Below are 16,735 nucleotides of genomic sequence, written 5' to 3'. Positions count from 1 at the left end.
CCCGATTGTATCGACTGTAACGCTGGATGACTAACCGACCAAAAATGCAAACCGTGCCACTCGCAGTAGTTTCTCGCCAGCGTCAAGTCTGCCAGTAAAGTGAGCGGCAAGCCAAGCCGATTGCTCAAATCGTTGTCGCGGGGGGGACGAGCCACATCTGGTGACGACGCTCTCTGGTCACCCCGCTTAAGACTTCACCGCACGCGCCGCCTCGAGCCAACCGCTTTCGACCGGGTGCCCCACGGCGGCAGCGATCTCCAATTGGCGAGCCAAGACCGCGGCGGAACAGCGACGAATGAGCGACACCTGCGATACCGTGTACCCGTCACGAAAGAGCCGCCATGTCCAATAAGCGTCCGCTGCCTCGTCGGTCGACGGGTCCACCAACGCAGGATCGGGAGCAAGCGGTCCCGCCGAATCGAGTTCCAAAATCTCAGGAAGCCGGCGATCCTTCGTCGCCTCGGGCCGCACTTCGGCATCTTCGGCTTCAAAAAGCTCGGTTTGACAATACGAAGCGTCCGAATCGACCTGCGGCTTCTCGCGGCCAGTCACGTTGCTGTCGCCACGCTCGCGGACGTCCTTTTCATCCCCACTCGAATGACCGCCAATCGAATTATCACCGATCGAATGACTGCTAGCATTTGGGTTACGACCAGTTTGGCTGCTAGCATTTTGGCTGCGGGTCGGCTCGCCGCGTTGTTCCGCGTCGGTCGAAGCCGCGATTGGCGAATCGCTTGGATCGTTCTCGCGACCTCTCTGATGATTCTCACCCGCGTCGGCTTGCGTTCCATCCTGGTCGACCGGGTTGGATGCCGGCGTGGCGACGGTGGTGATCTCGGACTGAGTTTCGGATTCAGTCTCGGAATCGGGTTCGGCGGCACCTTCATGCTCGACCACGACCGCTTCGATCAATTGGATAATGTCGTAACCAAACTGCTCGATCGTGGCGGGCCCGACCCCCGAAATTTTTTCGAGTTCACTGGTCGAACGAGGAATCGCATCGAGGATGCGGTCAATCGTCGCGTTGCTGAGAATGCGATAAGCCGGAATCGCGAGCGCGGCGGATGATTTTTGACGCCAACGCTTCAGCCGATCCTTCAATTCGGATTTCAATTCGTCCGACGCAGATGGCGGCGCTGCATCCGCGGCCGGTTCGGGTTCATTGAGCGTCGGGTTCGATTTTTCATGAACATCGGCAGCTTCCAAGTTTTTCGCTGCGGCCGACAACCGTTTGACCAGTGGAAACTTGATCCCCAGCGTGTCATTGATCGGTTCTTTGGCGTGCATCACCAAGCTGCCATAGTCGCTCAGATCGACGGTGGGGCGGCGGTCATCAACTTCGCGTTGAATCAGCAGCCCGCGTTCGATCAACGCATCCATCACGGCGACCACTTCGGACTGCTTCAATGGCGACAGCAACCCGTACGTGCTGAGCCGGTGCAGTTTCCACTGTTGCAACTTTTTGTTTTTGGAACCGCACAGCATCTGGGCCACAAGATTCTTGCCAAACCGTGCATGCATGCGGAACACGCCGCTGAGCACGACTCGCACCCCTCGCACAAATCCATCGCGATCGACTCCGGCAAACGCCTCGGCGATCTTCGCTGGATCCACGGCCGCGTTGGCGCGGCGTCCTTCGGGATTGCAGCGATCACAATTGCCACAATTCTTGCTTGCAGGGTCGCCAAAGTAATCCAAGATCACACGTTGACGACAACCATTGCTACGCGCAAATCCGATTACGGCATCCAGCTTGGCATGTTCGGCTTGGCGACGTCGCTCGAGTTCTTCGAAATCGATTTCAAGCGAATCAAAAGGGATGTCGCGTTCAACGAGATGGACAGCGCGACCGCGGAACGGCGGCACGTAATCGAATCCTTTCAATCGTCGCAGCTCTCGAAGCGTGCGAGCGAGTTGATCGCGATCGACGTTGGCCAGTTCGGTCAATCGTTTGACCGTCACATAGACGTCTTCGCCACGTCGTTTGCCCACGACCTTTTCGACCGCCATCATCACGCGTCTGCGAACTTTGGCTTCGCGTGGCAGAAAATCCAACATCGTCGCGGCGTTACTGTCGATGCGAACAATCGCATTGTTTGCCGAACTATCCAACCGCTTCAGCACCCCCGCCTTGGCCAACAAGGTTTGCGAGGTGCCGATCGCTTCGCTGCCGTCTTTGACGTCAATCGCCGCACGCACTTGATCGAGCGTCAATTCGATTGGGTCTTCTTCGCGGGACAGCAAAAACTCGTAGACCTTCGACACGGTTTCGCGCGAAGGGTAGCGGTTTTCGATAAAGAACTCTTGGATATAGCGATCGTTGTAAGAAAACAACATCAAACAATCGCTGTCTTTTGCGTCCCGCCCGGCGCGTCCGGCTTCTTGGTAATACGCCTCCAAGGTGCCGGGCATGTTGTAGTGGATCACGTAGCGAATGTCGGATTTATCGATCCCCATTCCAAACGCATTGGTCGCCACGATCGCAGACAGTTTGCCCGACATAAAGTCGTCTTGAATCCGTTGCCGCTGCATCGGTTCCAAGCCCGCATGATAGGCTCCGATGGGACGTCGTGTCTTCTCAGGCAACCAGCTGGCAATTTCTTCACAGCGTTTGCGCGTCGCAGCGTAGATAATCCCGGTGCCTTCACATTGGTTGACGTATTTGACCAGTTGCTCGTCTTTTTCGCGATCGCTTTTGGAATGCTGAACACTAAATCGCAAATTAGTGCGTGCAAAACCGGTGACGAACGTCTTCGGTTCTCGCAATCGCAACAAATCGATGATGTCTTGCCGCACCGCCGGAGTCGCCGTCGCGGTCAACGCGATCGTTTGCACATTCGACAAGTAACGATCGCGGAACCGTCCCAGCCGTGAATAATCCGGGCGAAAATCGTGCCCCCACTCGCTGACACAGTGGGCTTCATCCACCGCCAACAACGTCACCTCGGCTGTCGTCACCGCCTCGAGAAAACGCGTGTTGCGAAGTCGCTCGGGAGCCACGTAGACCAAGTCCAACTCGCCCCGCGACATCTGCTGCATCACGTCGACTTGCTCGGACATGCTAAGGGTGCTGTTGAGCAATTTTGCTTTGATGTTCAACGACTGCAGCGTGTCGACTTGGTCCTTCATCAACGCGATCAACGGTGACACGACAATGGTCGTCCCAGGCCGACCGAGACTCGGCAGTTGGTAACACAGACTTTTACCACCCCCGGTTGGCATCACGCACATCACGTCGTGCCCGTCGGCAACCGCATCGACCACATCGCGTTGGCCAGGCCGAAATTGTGTTAATCCAAACCGAGCCAGCAAGACGGTCGGATCCACGTGATGCCCCGCTGCGGTGTTACCGGACGAAACGGATCGTGAGATTGCGGGTCCGGGCATGGCACTCAAGAAAAGAACGGGGGGATACTCATCGTCGGCTTGATTATAGGGTAGCATCGGCACTTCATCGAGAACGCCCAAAGCCGTTTGCACACGTTCCGCCTTTTTACCATCAGACACCCTTTTTACCTGTCAGGATTGTCAAAATGGATAGCGAATCCTCTTACGTCTGCGATTCTTGTGGTGAAGAAATTGTCATTCCGCTGGACCCTTCGTCCGGCACCCGGCAAGAATATGTCGAAGATTGCCCGGTCTGTTGCAATCCAAACGTGATCCACGTCGATTGGCTCGAGGACGAAGCTCGGGTGTGGGCAGAACCCGAACAAGATCATTTTTAGGAACTTTTTCTCAATGCGATTGGCGACCTCGTTTCTTCCCTCTACCAATCCGATCGACGAAACGACCGATGTTGCGGTCGTGATCGACATTTTGCGGGCGACGACCGTGATGTCGGTGGCCATTGCCAATGGTGCCGAAGAAATCACGACGACATGCGATGTCCAAACCGCACGCGAAATCGCAAACAACCTTTCCCCACCACCGCTGCTGTGCGGCGAACGCAGCTGCGTGCCGATCGAAGGCTTTGATTGCGGTAATTCGCCTGCAGAGTACTCGCCCTCGCGAGTCGCCGGCCGGCATTTGATTGTCACCACCACCAACGGGACCAAGGCGATTCAAGCCGCTTCGCTAGCAAAACAGGTTCTATTGGGCAGCTTTGTCAATCAGCGGGCGGTGGCCGAATCCTTGGATCCGGATGCATGCGTTGCCTTGGTTTGTGCCGGTACCGATGGTTTCGTCACGTTGGAAGATGTTTTGTTTGCCGGGGCGTTGGTCAGTCATTTTCAGTCGCGGCTTGACCAACGTCAGCTTGCTTCGTTGGAACTGAATGACGAATCACAGATCGCCTGCGAGATGTGGCGGTCCTGGTTTGCCCCCGATGCTGGGGAATCGCAGGCTCGTGTATCCGAGCCTGCGGGCTCAACCGAAGCCGCGGGCCCATCTGAATCGGCGGAATTGTCCACGGAGCATGCGGCGGCGTTGGCCAGCCGGCTGTCACAGTCGCGCGGGGGCAAAAATTTGATTCGAGCGGGTTACGAGGCCGATTTGCTTCGCTGCGCCCAAGTCGATTCGGTTTCGGTGGTGCCTCGGCGAATCGCGATTCGCGAGGGAGCGAGCGTTTTTGGACGCTAGGCGAACGCGATCGCAACGCGTTCAGGGGGGCGGGGGACAGAACAACTTGACCGCCAAGGCCGTTTTCTGCTAATTCCCAACGTGTCAAATGGTCCGTCTCTAACAGTCCATTTCGAATGTTTCCACGCGAAATGGCATCGTGTCCCCCCAACACATCCAAACCAAGCAAACGGTTCTGAGTCAAAGGTGGCTAAAAAACAGGCAGATCCAACCGACGAAAGCCAACCGGCGGTAAGTCGTGACAAGATCACCACGTCGCTTTTGGTGCTTGCTGCCGCGATCGCGATTTTGGGGTTTGGGACGGTGTTTTCGGTTTGGCTTGGTAATGGCCCGCCCGATGCCATCGAGACGCTAAAAATTGCCTCGCGAGAATACATTGCTGGCAATGCCATCGTCGCCGGCCGGCTGGCTAAATCCGTCGATTTGGGCGAAGAGTTGCCGGAGGATGACGCAAGCGGGAAAGCGGCCAAGGGAACGGATGAAAACGAAGATCCGCTTGCGGAGTGGCGAAAACTGCGTCAATTCCTTATCAGCGCGGGCGAGGTGGTGCGGGCTCGCGAAACCGATGACAATCGCGAACGCCGCGAAATCTTGATCGCCGCCATCCCCGATTTCAAAGCGGCGGTGGAAAAAGGATTGCCGGTCGGCCGCGAGGTCGAGGGCAAACGGCTGCTCGCCGAATCCTATTTCCAATTGGGGGAATTCGACCGAGCGGCAGCCTTGTTCGAAGAGCTGATCGTGCTGGACCCGACGTTGCGACGGGAGCTATTGCCGTTACTGGCCGAAACCCTGCTTCGCACCCGCGACCCTCAACCCGAACTTGCACTGGAGACGATTCAAGTCATCCTGGCCGACCAAACGCTCCGACCGCAACAACGGTTCGAAGCCAACTTGATCCAAATCGACGCGTTGACGCGGCTGGGCCGCTACGCCGAGGCTGAAGCAGCAATCCAGCGAGGAAAACAAGCGATCGAAGCAGCCGATGTGACCAAACAAGCTTCGTACATCGGATTCCAACATCGTTTTAAACTTGCCCATGGCGTGGTGCAAATCCGCAAAGCGATTGGGCGATATGGCAAACAACCAGACAATCCGTCCGATAGCCGCGAAGAAGTCATCGCGGAATTGGCCCCCACGATGAAGGCACTTTTTGATTTGCAGCGTGAAGCTTCGCCGCAGATTGCATCGGAGGCGAGAATTTGGGCAGGCCGGGCCTATCAATGCCAAGGCATGCCCAATCAAGCACTAACGCAGTGGAGTGCCACACGGCAACAACGCCCATTCGGTGGCGCCGCGATCATCAGCGGTCTGGAAGAGATCGAACAGCTCGCCGCGCTTGGACTCGGCGTCGAGCTCGTCCAAACGATCCGCTACATGATGCGTGAGATGGGCGATTTGCGAGGCTTCGACCCAACCATGGTCTCGTTAGTCGAATTTCGTCGCCGTTTGATCGCCGCCCTCGAAAAACTACGCGATCAATCGGCTTACCAAGAAACGATTGATGTGGCCCGCAGCTTGCCGCCGATCTTCACACGTTCAGCGGCGTTAATGCAAGAAGGCATTGCTTTTCGCGAGTGGGCGGCCAGCACACTGCGCGCAGGCACCCAGCTAAACGGCGAGATTTCTTCGGCGGCTGCTTCGCTCGCTCGGCGTCGCTTTCGCCAAGCTGGCGATGCGTTTACCCGAGCCGCCGAGCTTGACTTTGATACCCCACGTTACATCAAAACCCAGTGGGCGGCGATCGATTCGTACCAACAGGGTCGTCATTTTGAACGAAGCATTCGCCTGTTGCGTTCCTACCTCCGTTACGAAGAACGGCAACGTCAACCGCGGGGGTTGATCGCCCTAGGTCGTGCGCTGTTAGCAGAAAACCAACCCGATGACGCGATCGAAGCGTTGGAAACGGTGATTGCGGAATACCCACGCGACCCGCTTCGCTACGATGCACGACTGCTGATGGCGCTGGCGTATTCGGAAACCGGCGACATTGAAAAAGCCCGTGGCTACCTGATCGACAATCTGCAAGACGGGGAATTGACGCCTCAAAGCCCGGCATGGCGTGATTCGCTGTTCACGCTAGCCGAAGTTCTCTATCAAAAAAGCTACAAGAATCACTTGATCGCAGAGCACGCGGATCCACCGGAGCGAGCAAAACTGCTGCAAGAAAACCAACCGATTCTCGATGCCGCCATTCGTCGACTAGACGAAGCGGTGTTGCGTTATCAACCCGCGCCTCGCGCCGATGCCGCCGCCTACTTGGCAGCACGATCGCATATCTTGGCAGCGCAGTGGCCGCGGCTCGAGGCACAATCGACTGACATTCTCGATGCCGCGAGACGCGCCTTGCGAACCAAAGTCGAATCCGAATTGAATGCCGCGTTGGTAGGATTCCGCGAACTAAAGGAGCGGATTCTGCGCCGCGAAGAAGAACAGAAATTGACGAACGATGCCCAAGCTCTGCTGCGAAATTGCATGATGGCCGAAGCTGATACGCTCAAGGAAATGGGGCTGTTCGAAGAAGCCGCTACCGCGTACCGCACCGTATCGCTGCGCTACATGAACCAACCGCCCGCGTTAGAAGCGATCCTTGGCCAAGCACGCTGTGTCCGCGAACTTGGACGTCGTCGCGAAGCCGATCTGCTGATTCGCCAAGCAAGTGTGGTGCTGAAACAAATTCCTCCGAAATTGGATGACGAATTCAAACGAACCACGCGTTACGATCGCGCGGGATGGGAAGAAATGATTGCCTGGATGACCGCCGGCATGCGTGATCCCGGCGGTGGCGTCTAATCGTCGTCATCGGTGGCGTCCCGAACGACGCACTCCTTGCCATCCATCAACCGCATGAACCGTTGCCACGTCTCCGTACACCTCCAAAACCAGTCACCTCGAGCGTCGATACGATGAACAGTGATGAACTCTCTAGCCTCGTTCAACAACGCCACGCCGCTGCGTTGGAATTGGTCGAACTTGGACATGCCCAATTGGCGGCAGTGCAGTCGGGCCGCATGAATGAGCTGATGCAACTGTTATCGCAGAAACAGAAACCGCTGGGCGTTCTCAGCGAACTGTCGAAACGACTGCATACCGCGATCGGAGACGATCCAGAAACGCGGCAGTGGGCGTCCCGCGAAATGCGAAGCGAGTGCCGAGCACAGCATGAAGCCACCGAAACGATGCTGATGGAACTGATGAAAATCGAAAGCGATTGCGAGCAGCAGTTGACCAAGAATCGTGGCGAGATCGAGGAACAAATCCGCCGCAGCGATGGTGCCAAACAGGCCAACCGAAGCTACGCTCAATCAGCCCAATCGATGTCGACCCGCGGCAGCTCATTGGACCTATCGAGCCAGTAGCGATCGTACGAATCGCGGTCGAGCCAGTCTCGGTCGAGCAAGTCGCTGAAGATGGCCACCTGATTCGCGACTGCCGCCGCCAAGTCGACAGCGGCGATTGTTGTTGGGGATGACAGTCTGGGTTCATACGGCGCAGTACTTACAAAGCCCAGTACTTACGCGGCCCAGTACTCACGCAACATCGTCATGACGCGTCCGTTGTGGCTTGGTCACGCCTATGGCGATGCGGACAAGTGCCGCATGACACAAGCGAGCCAAGCGACACCACGGGCTAGGCGACACAGCTGGCTAGGCGACAAAGCTGGCTGCAGAATTGCGACGTGTCTTCTTCCTCGTCGTTGTTTTTCGAGTCTTACGGCTTTTCACCGACGCACTGGTTTTCTTGCTCACACCGTTTTTGCGAGATTCGCTAGGTTGCTCGAGTTCGCTGGACTCTTCGGCGGCAAGCGTCTTCTCGTTCGCGTGTGCCTTACCGGCCGAGCGGAATCGATCTGGATTCCATTTGTATTTCGGATACCGCTCTTCCGCAGCGCGTAGCGGCGAGTAACCGTAGTACTTGGCAAACAACCAACTGCCGCCGGACCGCAAAAAGTGATGCTCGCGCAATTGGTACCAATCTTTGGGAGTGCGAAACTCCAATTCCTTGCCCAACCACTGCAAGTATTCTTTGCGATTCTTGTCGTCTTCCCAATACCCGCTCGGCGTGTAATGGAACAGCCAAGGTTTCCACTGGAATTTTGGCAAATACTCACTGACCATCCGATAGATCGATCCACCACACATCGTCAACAGCGTGGTCCCATAGTTCTCTCGGATGTCATGCACCGTAACGCCATACCATAACTCAGGCGTACGAATCTTTAGCTTGAATCCTAGCCAATCCATGTAGCGACGTCGGTTTTCATGGGAGTTCCAAAAACCCTGCGGCACGGTTTCGAACCTCCACTCATCCAATTGCATCAGAGGCTTGAATTCCTGGAGTGCCGCTGCGACACTGCAGCCGTAATAATTATTCAGCAGCCCGAGCCCTCCGTGACGAGTAAAGTCATTCTTGGTCACACGATACCAGTCTTCTTTGCCCTGAATCCCCAACTGTTTTTCCAGCCACAACATGAACTCGCGACGGTTCTCGGGTTTCTGCCAATAGCCATTTGTTGCACGCGAAAACAACCACGAATGCCATTTCCGTCTTGGCATGAATTCACGCACCGCATTCTGAGGCGAATCGCTGTAGTGAGCCGCCAGCAAACCACCTCCATAATTCTGCTTGAAATGCTTCTGCTGAATTCCGTACCAATCCTCGGGCTTTGTGTAACCAAGCCGCTCTCCGAGCCAACTCATGTAGGCGAGTCGGTTCTCGGCAAGGTCCCAGAAACCGTGCGGAACACGCCCCAGCATCCAAGGTTCGCTCTTGGTTTTTCGCATGAAGTTTGACTCCTATTCGCAGTCAGATAAGTGGGTCGCGGACCGTTTACCGGAGGACGCGACCGCGATCCTGATAGAGAAGCAGGAAGCTTGAGCCCTCGAAGGTGACAACGCTTTTTTTTGCCCGAGGTTCCGCAGATCACTGTCAAAGTGATGCTTCCCTGCCTTGTCTACATTGCCGCCTGATTGATAAGTTTAGAATCCGCATTGAAAAGCCCCACGATAGGGGTTCGGAGGCGCCGCATTAGCCGACCCTACCGGGGGGATTGTAATGAACTTTGCCCTAGATTGCAAATAAGAAAGGGATCATCCCCGTTCCACCAGTCAAAGCACGGAAAAAACGGTGTTCCAGTGACAATCGGCTGGGTCTCCCGGCGCATCTGCCAAAAAAAATTTTGCTGAAAGCGGAGACGCGACAAACAACGCGTGCCCCTTTTTCCGGCTGAGTCCTCACGCGTTCAACGCGGTGAAGCAATTTCCTGGCAGCGATCTTCACTGGGAAGTGCTGATTCGCATGTCGACAGCAATGATTCATGCTCCTCAACGCTCGTCCACGCCCTGACGAGCGTAGCTGCAGAAAAAGTTGCTGGCTCTTAGTGCTTCAAGGTGTTGCCCTACGTCGACCTCGGGTTCAGTCCCTTTCAGACTCGAGACTAGAAGCGACGCCACCTCTACGCTTGGCCGGACGAAGCGGAACTTTCGTTTGGCTCCGTAGCCTCGATCGCAGCATCGGTTGATTCCGGGTCCTCTGAATCGGTTACACCTGACTTCGTCGCGACCACCGCGGCGGCGGTCGAATCGGCATCAATGATTGTCGTCTGTGAATCAAGCAGCGATGCTTCACCGTTGGCCGCTACCGCTACGGCATCACCGTCAGGCAATGCCAGCGAGGCTTTACGAGTGAAACCACGCAACACGACGTAGAACACCGGGGTCAAGAAAAGACCGAAAACCGTCACGCCCAGCATGCCACTAAACACGGCGGTGCCTAGAACGCGACGCATCTCAAATCCGGCCCCGGTGGCAACCAACAAGGGAATGACTCCCAAGATGAACGAGAATGCGGTCATCAGAATCGGACGCAGTCGCAATCGACACGCGTCGATCGCGGCTTGAAATCGATCCTTACCCGCATCCTCTTCGGCTTTGGCAAATTCCACGATCAAAATCGCATTCTTACACGCCAAACCAACCAGCACGATAAAACCAATCTGTGTCAAAATGTTGTTTTCCATGCCTCGGAACCAGACGCCGAGAATGGCAAACAACAGACACAATGGGACGATCAAGATGATCGCAAGCGGCAATAGCCAGCTTTCGTATTGCGCCGCCAACGCGAGAAACACAAACAACACGGCGAGCGGGAACAGAAACATGATCGTGTTTCCGGCCTGACGCTCCTGGAACGCCAGCTCGGTCCACTCAAAACCAAACCCCGGAGGAAGATTGATTGCCGCCAAATCCTCCATCGTCGTCAACGATTGGCCGGTACTGAATCCCGGGACGGTGGTGCCGTTGATGTCGGCTGCCGGATACAGATTGTAACGCACCAATCGGTCTGGACCGGCAATCTGCTTCAGCTCGACGATCGAACCGAGTGAAACCGACGCCCCGCGAGCACTGCGAGTCCGTAAACGCAAAATATCACTCGGCTCATCTCGAAACTCAGGTTCAGCCTGCGCAGTGACGCGATAGGTACGCCCAAGAAAATTGAAATCGTTGACGTACAGCGATCCCAAATAGACCTGCAGCGCTTCGAACACGTTGTTCACCGGCACGTCGAGCATTTCCGACTTGTCGCGATCCACGTCGGTAAAAATCTGCGGCACATTGATTCGCAAATTGGAAAATGCCTGTGTGATTCCAGGTTGCTGATTGGCCTGCGCGACCATCGTTTCAATCACATCATTCAACACCTCGGTGCCGGCACCTCGGCGGTCTTGCACATACATTTTGAATCCGCCACCGCGACCGATTCCGCGAACCGGGGGCGGAGGGATCACAAAGACCTGAGCCTCGTTGATATCAGCAACCTTCGCTCGCAAATCGGCGATGATCTCATCGATCCCACGACCGCGTGCCGCACGTTCCTTGGCATCCTCTAACGGCAGGAACGTCACGGCGGCATTGGGGCTGATCGTAAAGGTCGCCCCTGAGAGCCCCGCGATTCCGACCGCGTGGGCCACACCATCAATGCTGCCGCCAAGCTCGGCGACATGACGAGTCACTTCATCGGTTCGCGCCAACGACGCGCCGTCGGGCAAACGAATACTGACGATCAAATAGCCTTGGTCCTGTTGAGGAATGAAACCTTTGGGAACCATTCCGAAGCTATACCACGTACACACCAACAGCCCGGCGTACAGCAGCAGCGACACCGCGGTCATCCGTACAATGCGAGCGACAATCCCTGCATAGATATTGCTGGTCACATCGAAAAAGCGGTTGAACAGCCGAAAGAACCAACCGAACAGAACGTCGCCCAGTCGCGCGACCCCATGCTTCTCTGCCCCTTTGGGCTTCAACAACAACGCACACAACGCGGGGCTGAGCGTGAGCGAAACGAAGGTGGAAAACGCGGTCGAGATTGCGATCGTGAGCGCAAACTGTTGGTAAAATTGCCCACTGATGCTTGGGACGAAAATGGTCGGCACAAAAACCGCAATCAACACCAACGTTGTCGCGATCAACGCCGAGCCCACTTCGTCCATCGCCTTGTGCGTCGCTTGGCGAGGCGACAATCCTTCGGCAATCAGTCGTTCGACGTTTTCCACCACGACAATCGCATCGTCCACCACAATGCCGATCGCCAACACCAACCCAAACAACGACAACGTATTCAGGGTGACGCCGAGACTCTGCATCGCGGCAAACGTGCCGATCAACGAAATCGGAATCGCGATCACGGGAATGATCGTCGGCCGCCATCCATGCAAGAACAGGAACACCGTTAACACCACAAACACGGTCGTGATGAACAGCGTATTAAAAACTTCCGAGATGGATTCTTCGACAAAATCGGTTGGGTTGTAGGCGATCTCGTAGCCAATGCCTTGAGGAAAATCGGCAGCGATTTCCTGCATCGTCCGCTTTACTTCCTCGGCGGTATCGACCGCGTTGGTTCCTGGTCTTTGGTACACCAGCACCGCGATCGCCGGTTGACCATCGAGGTAACTGAGCCGCGAATAGTCCTGGGCCCCCAACTCGATCCGCGCCACATCGCTAAGCCGAGTGACCCGCCCATCGCTACCGCGTTTGACGATGATCTCGCCGAATTCGTCCGTTTCACGCAAACGTCCCTGCGTCGTCACGTTCAACTGAAAGGCCCCGGTTTGATCGATCGGTGGTTGACCAATCACCCCTGCTGCGACCTGGACGTTTTGTTGACGGATCGCCTGGATCACGTCTCCGGCGGTCAGATCGACGTGGGTCATCTTTTCGATGTCCAACCAGATCCGCATCGCATATTCGTTGCCGCCGGCAATCCGAATGTCACCAACGCCATCGAGTCGCATCAAGGCATCGCGAACATTCAAGAACGCATAGTTACTGATGTAAAGCTGATCGCGACTATCGTCCGGCGAGATTAGATGCACCACCATCAACATGTCCGGGATCAGCTTTGTGGTGGTCACCCCAATCTGACGCACCTGTTCAGGCAGACGAGACTCGGCGATCGCGACGCGGTTTTGGACCAACACCTGAGCATCATCGAGATCGGTGCCCAATTTGAACGTCACCGTCAACTGCATCGTGCCATCGGCACTCGAGGACGACTCCATATAGAGCATGTCGTCGACGCCGTTCATCTCTTGTTCGATCGGGGTCGCGACCGTATCCGCGATGACGTCAGGTGTTGCTCCAGGAAAACTGGCACGGACAACAATCTGCGGCGGAGCCACCGGAGGATACTGTGAAACCGGCAGCGAGAAATAGGTGATTCCGCCGACCAGTACAATCACAAACGAAAGCACGGTGGCAAAGATCGGCCGCTCAATAAAGAAGTGAGGAAACTTCATCGTGCTTCCCCCGTCGGCTGCGGCGGCGAGTCCAAGCCGATCATCGCATTGGCCTGGATTGTACTGGAAACGGGCTGCGGGTCGGGAACACGCGACATCCACTTCTCTGGTGGCAACGGTTGATAGTCATCAGGCAATCCATCCTCAATGGCTTCGATCTTCCCTGGTTTGACTTGCACGGTCATCTCGGGTCGTGACTGCAGCAAACCTTGAATGACAAGCGTCTCACTACCACTTAATCCCTCACGCACGACACGAAGTCCATCAACCATCGGACCAAGCTTGACGCCGCGTCGTTGGATTACATTGTCCACCACGATATAGACGTATTGAGATGATTGGTCGGTGCCGATTGCCGAATCGGGCACCAGCACGCCTTGGTGTGCGGCACTACCAGGAATCCGAATCCGTGCGAACATTCCCGGCAGCAGCACTCGGTCATGATTGGGAATCACACCGCGTGCACGCATGCTTGCGGTGTTCACATCGAAATGGTTATCGACAAAGTCCATATGCCCCTCGTGAGGAAATCCGGACTCGTCGACCAAACCGAGAAACACGGGATTCTTGGCCTCGCGAGAACTTTTTCGTTCGCCGATTTGGGCCAAGCGAATGTACTTCAACACGTCTTGTTCGTTGACATCAAACGTACAGTAGATCGGGTCGACCGACGTGATTGTTGTCAACAGAGTGGACGTCGCCGTGCCACCGCTGACGAGGTTGCCTTCGGTCACGTATTGGCGGCTGATCCGGCCGCTGACGGGGGCACGAACCTGGGTATAGTCCAAATTCAACTCCGCCGTTTCGACCCCAGCGCGGGCGGATTCGATCGCCGCTTCGGCGGTCGCAATCTCGGCTTCGGCCGCACTGATACCCGCCTTGCTGGCTTCCAAGTCCGCTTCGGCTTGCTGGAACTCGGCGGCACGCTGATCGAGTTCTTCGATCGACACCGCGTTCTGCGCCTCGAGTGCCCGAGCTCGCTCGATTCGCGTCTTGGCTAACTGCAGCCCCGCTTCGGACTGATGCTGTTTGGCTTTCGCGTTCTCCAGACTCGCTCTGGCCTGTTTCAACTGCGACTGGGCTTGATTCAATGCCGCGACCGCCCCATTAAGCTCCGCTTCAAAGGGGCGTGGGTCGATGACAAACAACAAATCGCCGACATCAACAATTTGGCCTTCTTTGAAATGAATCGACTTGAGGTAACCGCTGACGCGTGCCCGGACTTCGACAAAATCCACCGCCTCTAGCCGTCCGGTGTACGCGTCCCATTCGACAATCTTCTTGGTCACCGGCTTGGCAACGGTGACCGTCGGCGGAGGCATTTCGGGGGGGCCGGAACTCGTTTCCTTGCAGCCTAACAGCGCACCACACAACAGCAGTGTCATGCCAAGACCGAAGTGGGCGGGCAGCAGTCCAACGCGGGGCAGGGGATCTCGGACTGTCATAGTGGGTGGGATGTTCAAGTTCACTTGTCTCATTGTTTTTCGCCGATCGACACGACCGGACAGGGAAAGATCGATTCCCGATCCCAGCAGCGGATCGACGTTGATTCATAAACGAACCGGCTCGGTGCGAACCATTGGTTCCAAAACCATAATTACGATACAGCTCGATGCAACGGGATGGACACTCCCCCCCGCCATCGCTAACAGATCCAACCACTGGCATCGGATCTCAATTCACCCCCCCTTTCATGACGCTCGCCCCCCAAACCAGAAAACGCATCCGAACGACACTGTTTGGCAGGATGAGCAACCCAAAGCGGGAACTGCGGGGCAGGACACCACCTACAGTCACGGGCGCTGGCACGCGAGACGGTCACACCATTACTTTGACACCAGCATGCGTCTGCCGCGCCGCCCGCAGGGTAGGTAATGTTCGACCCTCACACGAATCCGCCACGCCCCGAAATAAAAGACGCGCAAGGCGGAAAAAGACGATACAGCGGCCTTCGCTCGACAGCCGTGCCATGTTGGCTGGCGTGACATTTGGCTGGCGTCGCATCATCTGTCGACGGGAAATACCGAATAGATCATTCCTTTCGACGTCGCCACAAGTCTTGTGACTCTGCAGGTTCGATGTCGTGATCCGCGGCCCTACGCCGATGCGAGAAATTGAACTCGATCCGGCAACGGGATCATGAACGACTCGCCGTCGTGCTCTAGAATTGCCAAGCTCGATGCTGGAGACTCGCTCGTTGGACATCGGATCTTAGGCGATGTTGTGAGACGAGGTACCGCAGGTTGCTACACAGTTGAGTCGACCCAAAATTTGGCTTCGCGATGCGTCGCTCCACTCACCACTCAAGCAATGTTGAATTTACAGGAAACTGTGGGACAGGAAAATGGTCAGCCCCCGACATCCAGCATCCGCATTTTTCTGTCACCCATTTTCCTGTTTCCTTCTGACCACGTGATAACACAGCCCTCAACGAAGCATTTCAAAGGAGTACTCAGCGCAACTTGTTGCGACATTCCACTAACACTTGGTGACGTCAACCGAGCGAGCTCAAACACCCGACGGCATCCTCGCCACGAAGCGGCTATGTAGTTAGTGACCACAGTGCACTACCAATAACCGTCGGCTGCGTGCTTGGCCCAATCAAGTTTTGCCACACGTGAACGCAAGAAGTCCGGAATCGGTTTCGATAGGTCGTCCGCAAACCAAACAGCAGTCAACGAAGAACAATCGGCCGCGGGGTTTACAGCGCTATAGCAGGTAAAGTCACAAAAGTAGACAAGCGCGGGATACGAATCGTCAGGCCCCGGGATTGTGTCAACGAACACGGCAGCGGTACCACGAATCAACTCGCGCGCAGTGTCTGCAAGCTCTGGGGCCACGTGTTCACGAACGGTTTCGGCCCGACCTTCGAGAAAACCGTGATCGAAGGGGCGAATATGGATTGCATTAAGCTGAACGTCACGACCGCATTGAGTTTTAAACCAGCGTTCGTCGCGGTCAGTCATCGGGGAGTGGCCACTAACAAAAGGGATTTACGTCGCAGTTCTGCACTAGGCTCTGTCTGAAAACCATGTTGCCCGTTATCTCGTACGAATGAGAGGTAAGTTAGTTCGAACGAAAGGGAGGAGGTAATCATGGTGGGGCGGCATTGCTTAACCGACGATCAATGGGAACTAATTGCGGATCTAGTGATGGTTGAACGTAAGTCGGTCGGTCGGCCTCCGAAAGATCGCCGTGTCATCCTCAATGGGATCTTTTGGATTTTGCGTACCGGAGCGGCTTGGCGTGACTTGCCCGAACGATTTGGAAAGTGGCAGACCGTCTATGATCATTTCAACAATTGGAGCAAGGACGGCACCTTCGATGCCATCTTGCATCGACTGCAACAAGGCGTCC

At 55.9% G+C, this 16,735-nt stretch carries 10 protein-coding genes; 5 read left to right on the top strand and 5 right to left on the bottom strand.

Annotation, left to right across the window (positions count from 1 at the left end):
- Positions 1 to 186 precede the first annotated feature (186 nt).
- The gene (locus ABEA92_RS16275; protein ID WP_345684903.1) at positions 187 to 3,507 is read right to left on the bottom strand and encodes a RecQ family ATP-dependent DNA helicase; all 3,321 of its coding nucleotides are present in this window, start codon (positions 3,505 to 3,507) and stop codon (positions 187 to 189) included.
- A 26-nt stretch (positions 3,508 to 3,533) separates the two neighbouring features.
- On the opposite strand from ABEA92_RS16275, the gene ABEA92_RS16270 reads away from it, so the two are divergent.
- The 4 genes from ABEA92_RS16270 (at position 3,534) to ABEA92_RS16255 (ending at position 7,934) form a co-directional block, all read left to right on the top strand.
- A complete protein-coding gene (locus ABEA92_RS16270) occupies positions 3,534 to 3,725 on the top strand; it encodes a CPXCG motif-containing cysteine-rich protein (protein WP_008699114.1) in 192 nt (63 codons plus the stop codon).
- Positions 3,726 to 3,738: 13 nt separating this feature from the next.
- On the top strand, positions 3,739 to 4,578 hold the full coding sequence (locus tag ABEA92_RS16265; protein WP_345684902.1) for a 2-phosphosulfolactate phosphatase: 840 nt from the start codon (positions 3,739 to 3,741) through the stop codon (positions 4,576 to 4,578).
- Between the two features lie 186 nt (positions 4,579 to 4,764).
- Entirely contained in the window at positions 4,765 to 7,368 is a 2,604-nt protein-coding gene (locus ABEA92_RS16260; RefSeq protein WP_345684901.1) for a tetratricopeptide repeat protein, read from the top strand.
- A 113-nt stretch (positions 7,369 to 7,481) separates the two neighbouring features.
- Positions 7,482 to 7,934, top strand: coding sequence for a hypothetical protein (locus ABEA92_RS16255; RefSeq protein ID WP_345684900.1), 453 nt, complete (start codon positions 7,482 to 7,484; stop codon positions 7,932 to 7,934).
- A gap of 288 nt (positions 7,935 to 8,222) precedes the next feature.
- Here the strand turns inward: ABEA92_RS16255 and ABEA92_RS16250 are convergent, their stop codons facing one another.
- The 4 genes from ABEA92_RS16250 to ABEA92_RS16235 all read right to left on the bottom strand — a co-directional run bounded on the left by ABEA92_RS16250 (position 8,223) and on the right by ABEA92_RS16235 (position 16,344).
- Positions 8,223 to 9,359, bottom strand: a complete 1,137-nt coding sequence (locus ABEA92_RS16250) for a hypothetical protein (protein ID WP_345684899.1) — start codon at positions 9,357 to 9,359, stop codon at positions 8,223 to 8,225.
- Positions 9,360 to 10,030: 671 nt separating this feature from the next.
- Positions 10,031 to 13,378 carry an efflux RND transporter permease subunit gene (locus ABEA92_RS16245; RefSeq protein WP_345684898.1) on the bottom strand — a complete coding sequence of 1,116 codons (3,348 nt, stop codon included), beginning with the start codon at positions 13,376 to 13,378 and terminating at the stop codon, positions 10,031 to 10,033.
- Complete coding sequence (locus ABEA92_RS16240; protein ID WP_425572448.1) at positions 13,375 to 14,823, bottom strand: efflux RND transporter periplasmic adaptor subunit; 1,449 nt, start codon at positions 14,821 to 14,823, stop codon at positions 13,375 to 13,377. The genes ABEA92_RS16245 and ABEA92_RS16240 overlap by 4 nt, the downstream gene beginning before the upstream one ends.
- A gap of 1,122 nt (positions 14,824 to 15,945) precedes the next feature.
- Positions 15,946 to 16,344, bottom strand: a complete 399-nt coding sequence (locus ABEA92_RS16235) for a hypothetical protein (protein WP_345684897.1) — start codon at positions 16,342 to 16,344, stop codon at positions 15,946 to 15,948.
- 186 nt (positions 16,345 to 16,530) lie between these two features.
- Between ABEA92_RS16235 and ABEA92_RS16230 the strand changes: the two genes are divergently transcribed.
- Positions 16,531 to 16,735, top strand: a 205-nt coding sequence (locus ABEA92_RS16230) for a transposase (protein WP_345684896.1), incomplete at its 3' end; no start/stop codon positions are given.

Origin of the sequence: Novipirellula caenicola (assembly GCF_039545035.1) — a bacterium.
GTDB classification, from domain to species: Bacteria; Planctomycetota; Planctomycetia; order Pirellulales; family Pirellulaceae; genus Novipirellula; species Novipirellula caenicola.
Note: the sequence above shows the minus strand (reverse complement) of the source record. Positions and strands in the feature narration are given on the sequence as shown.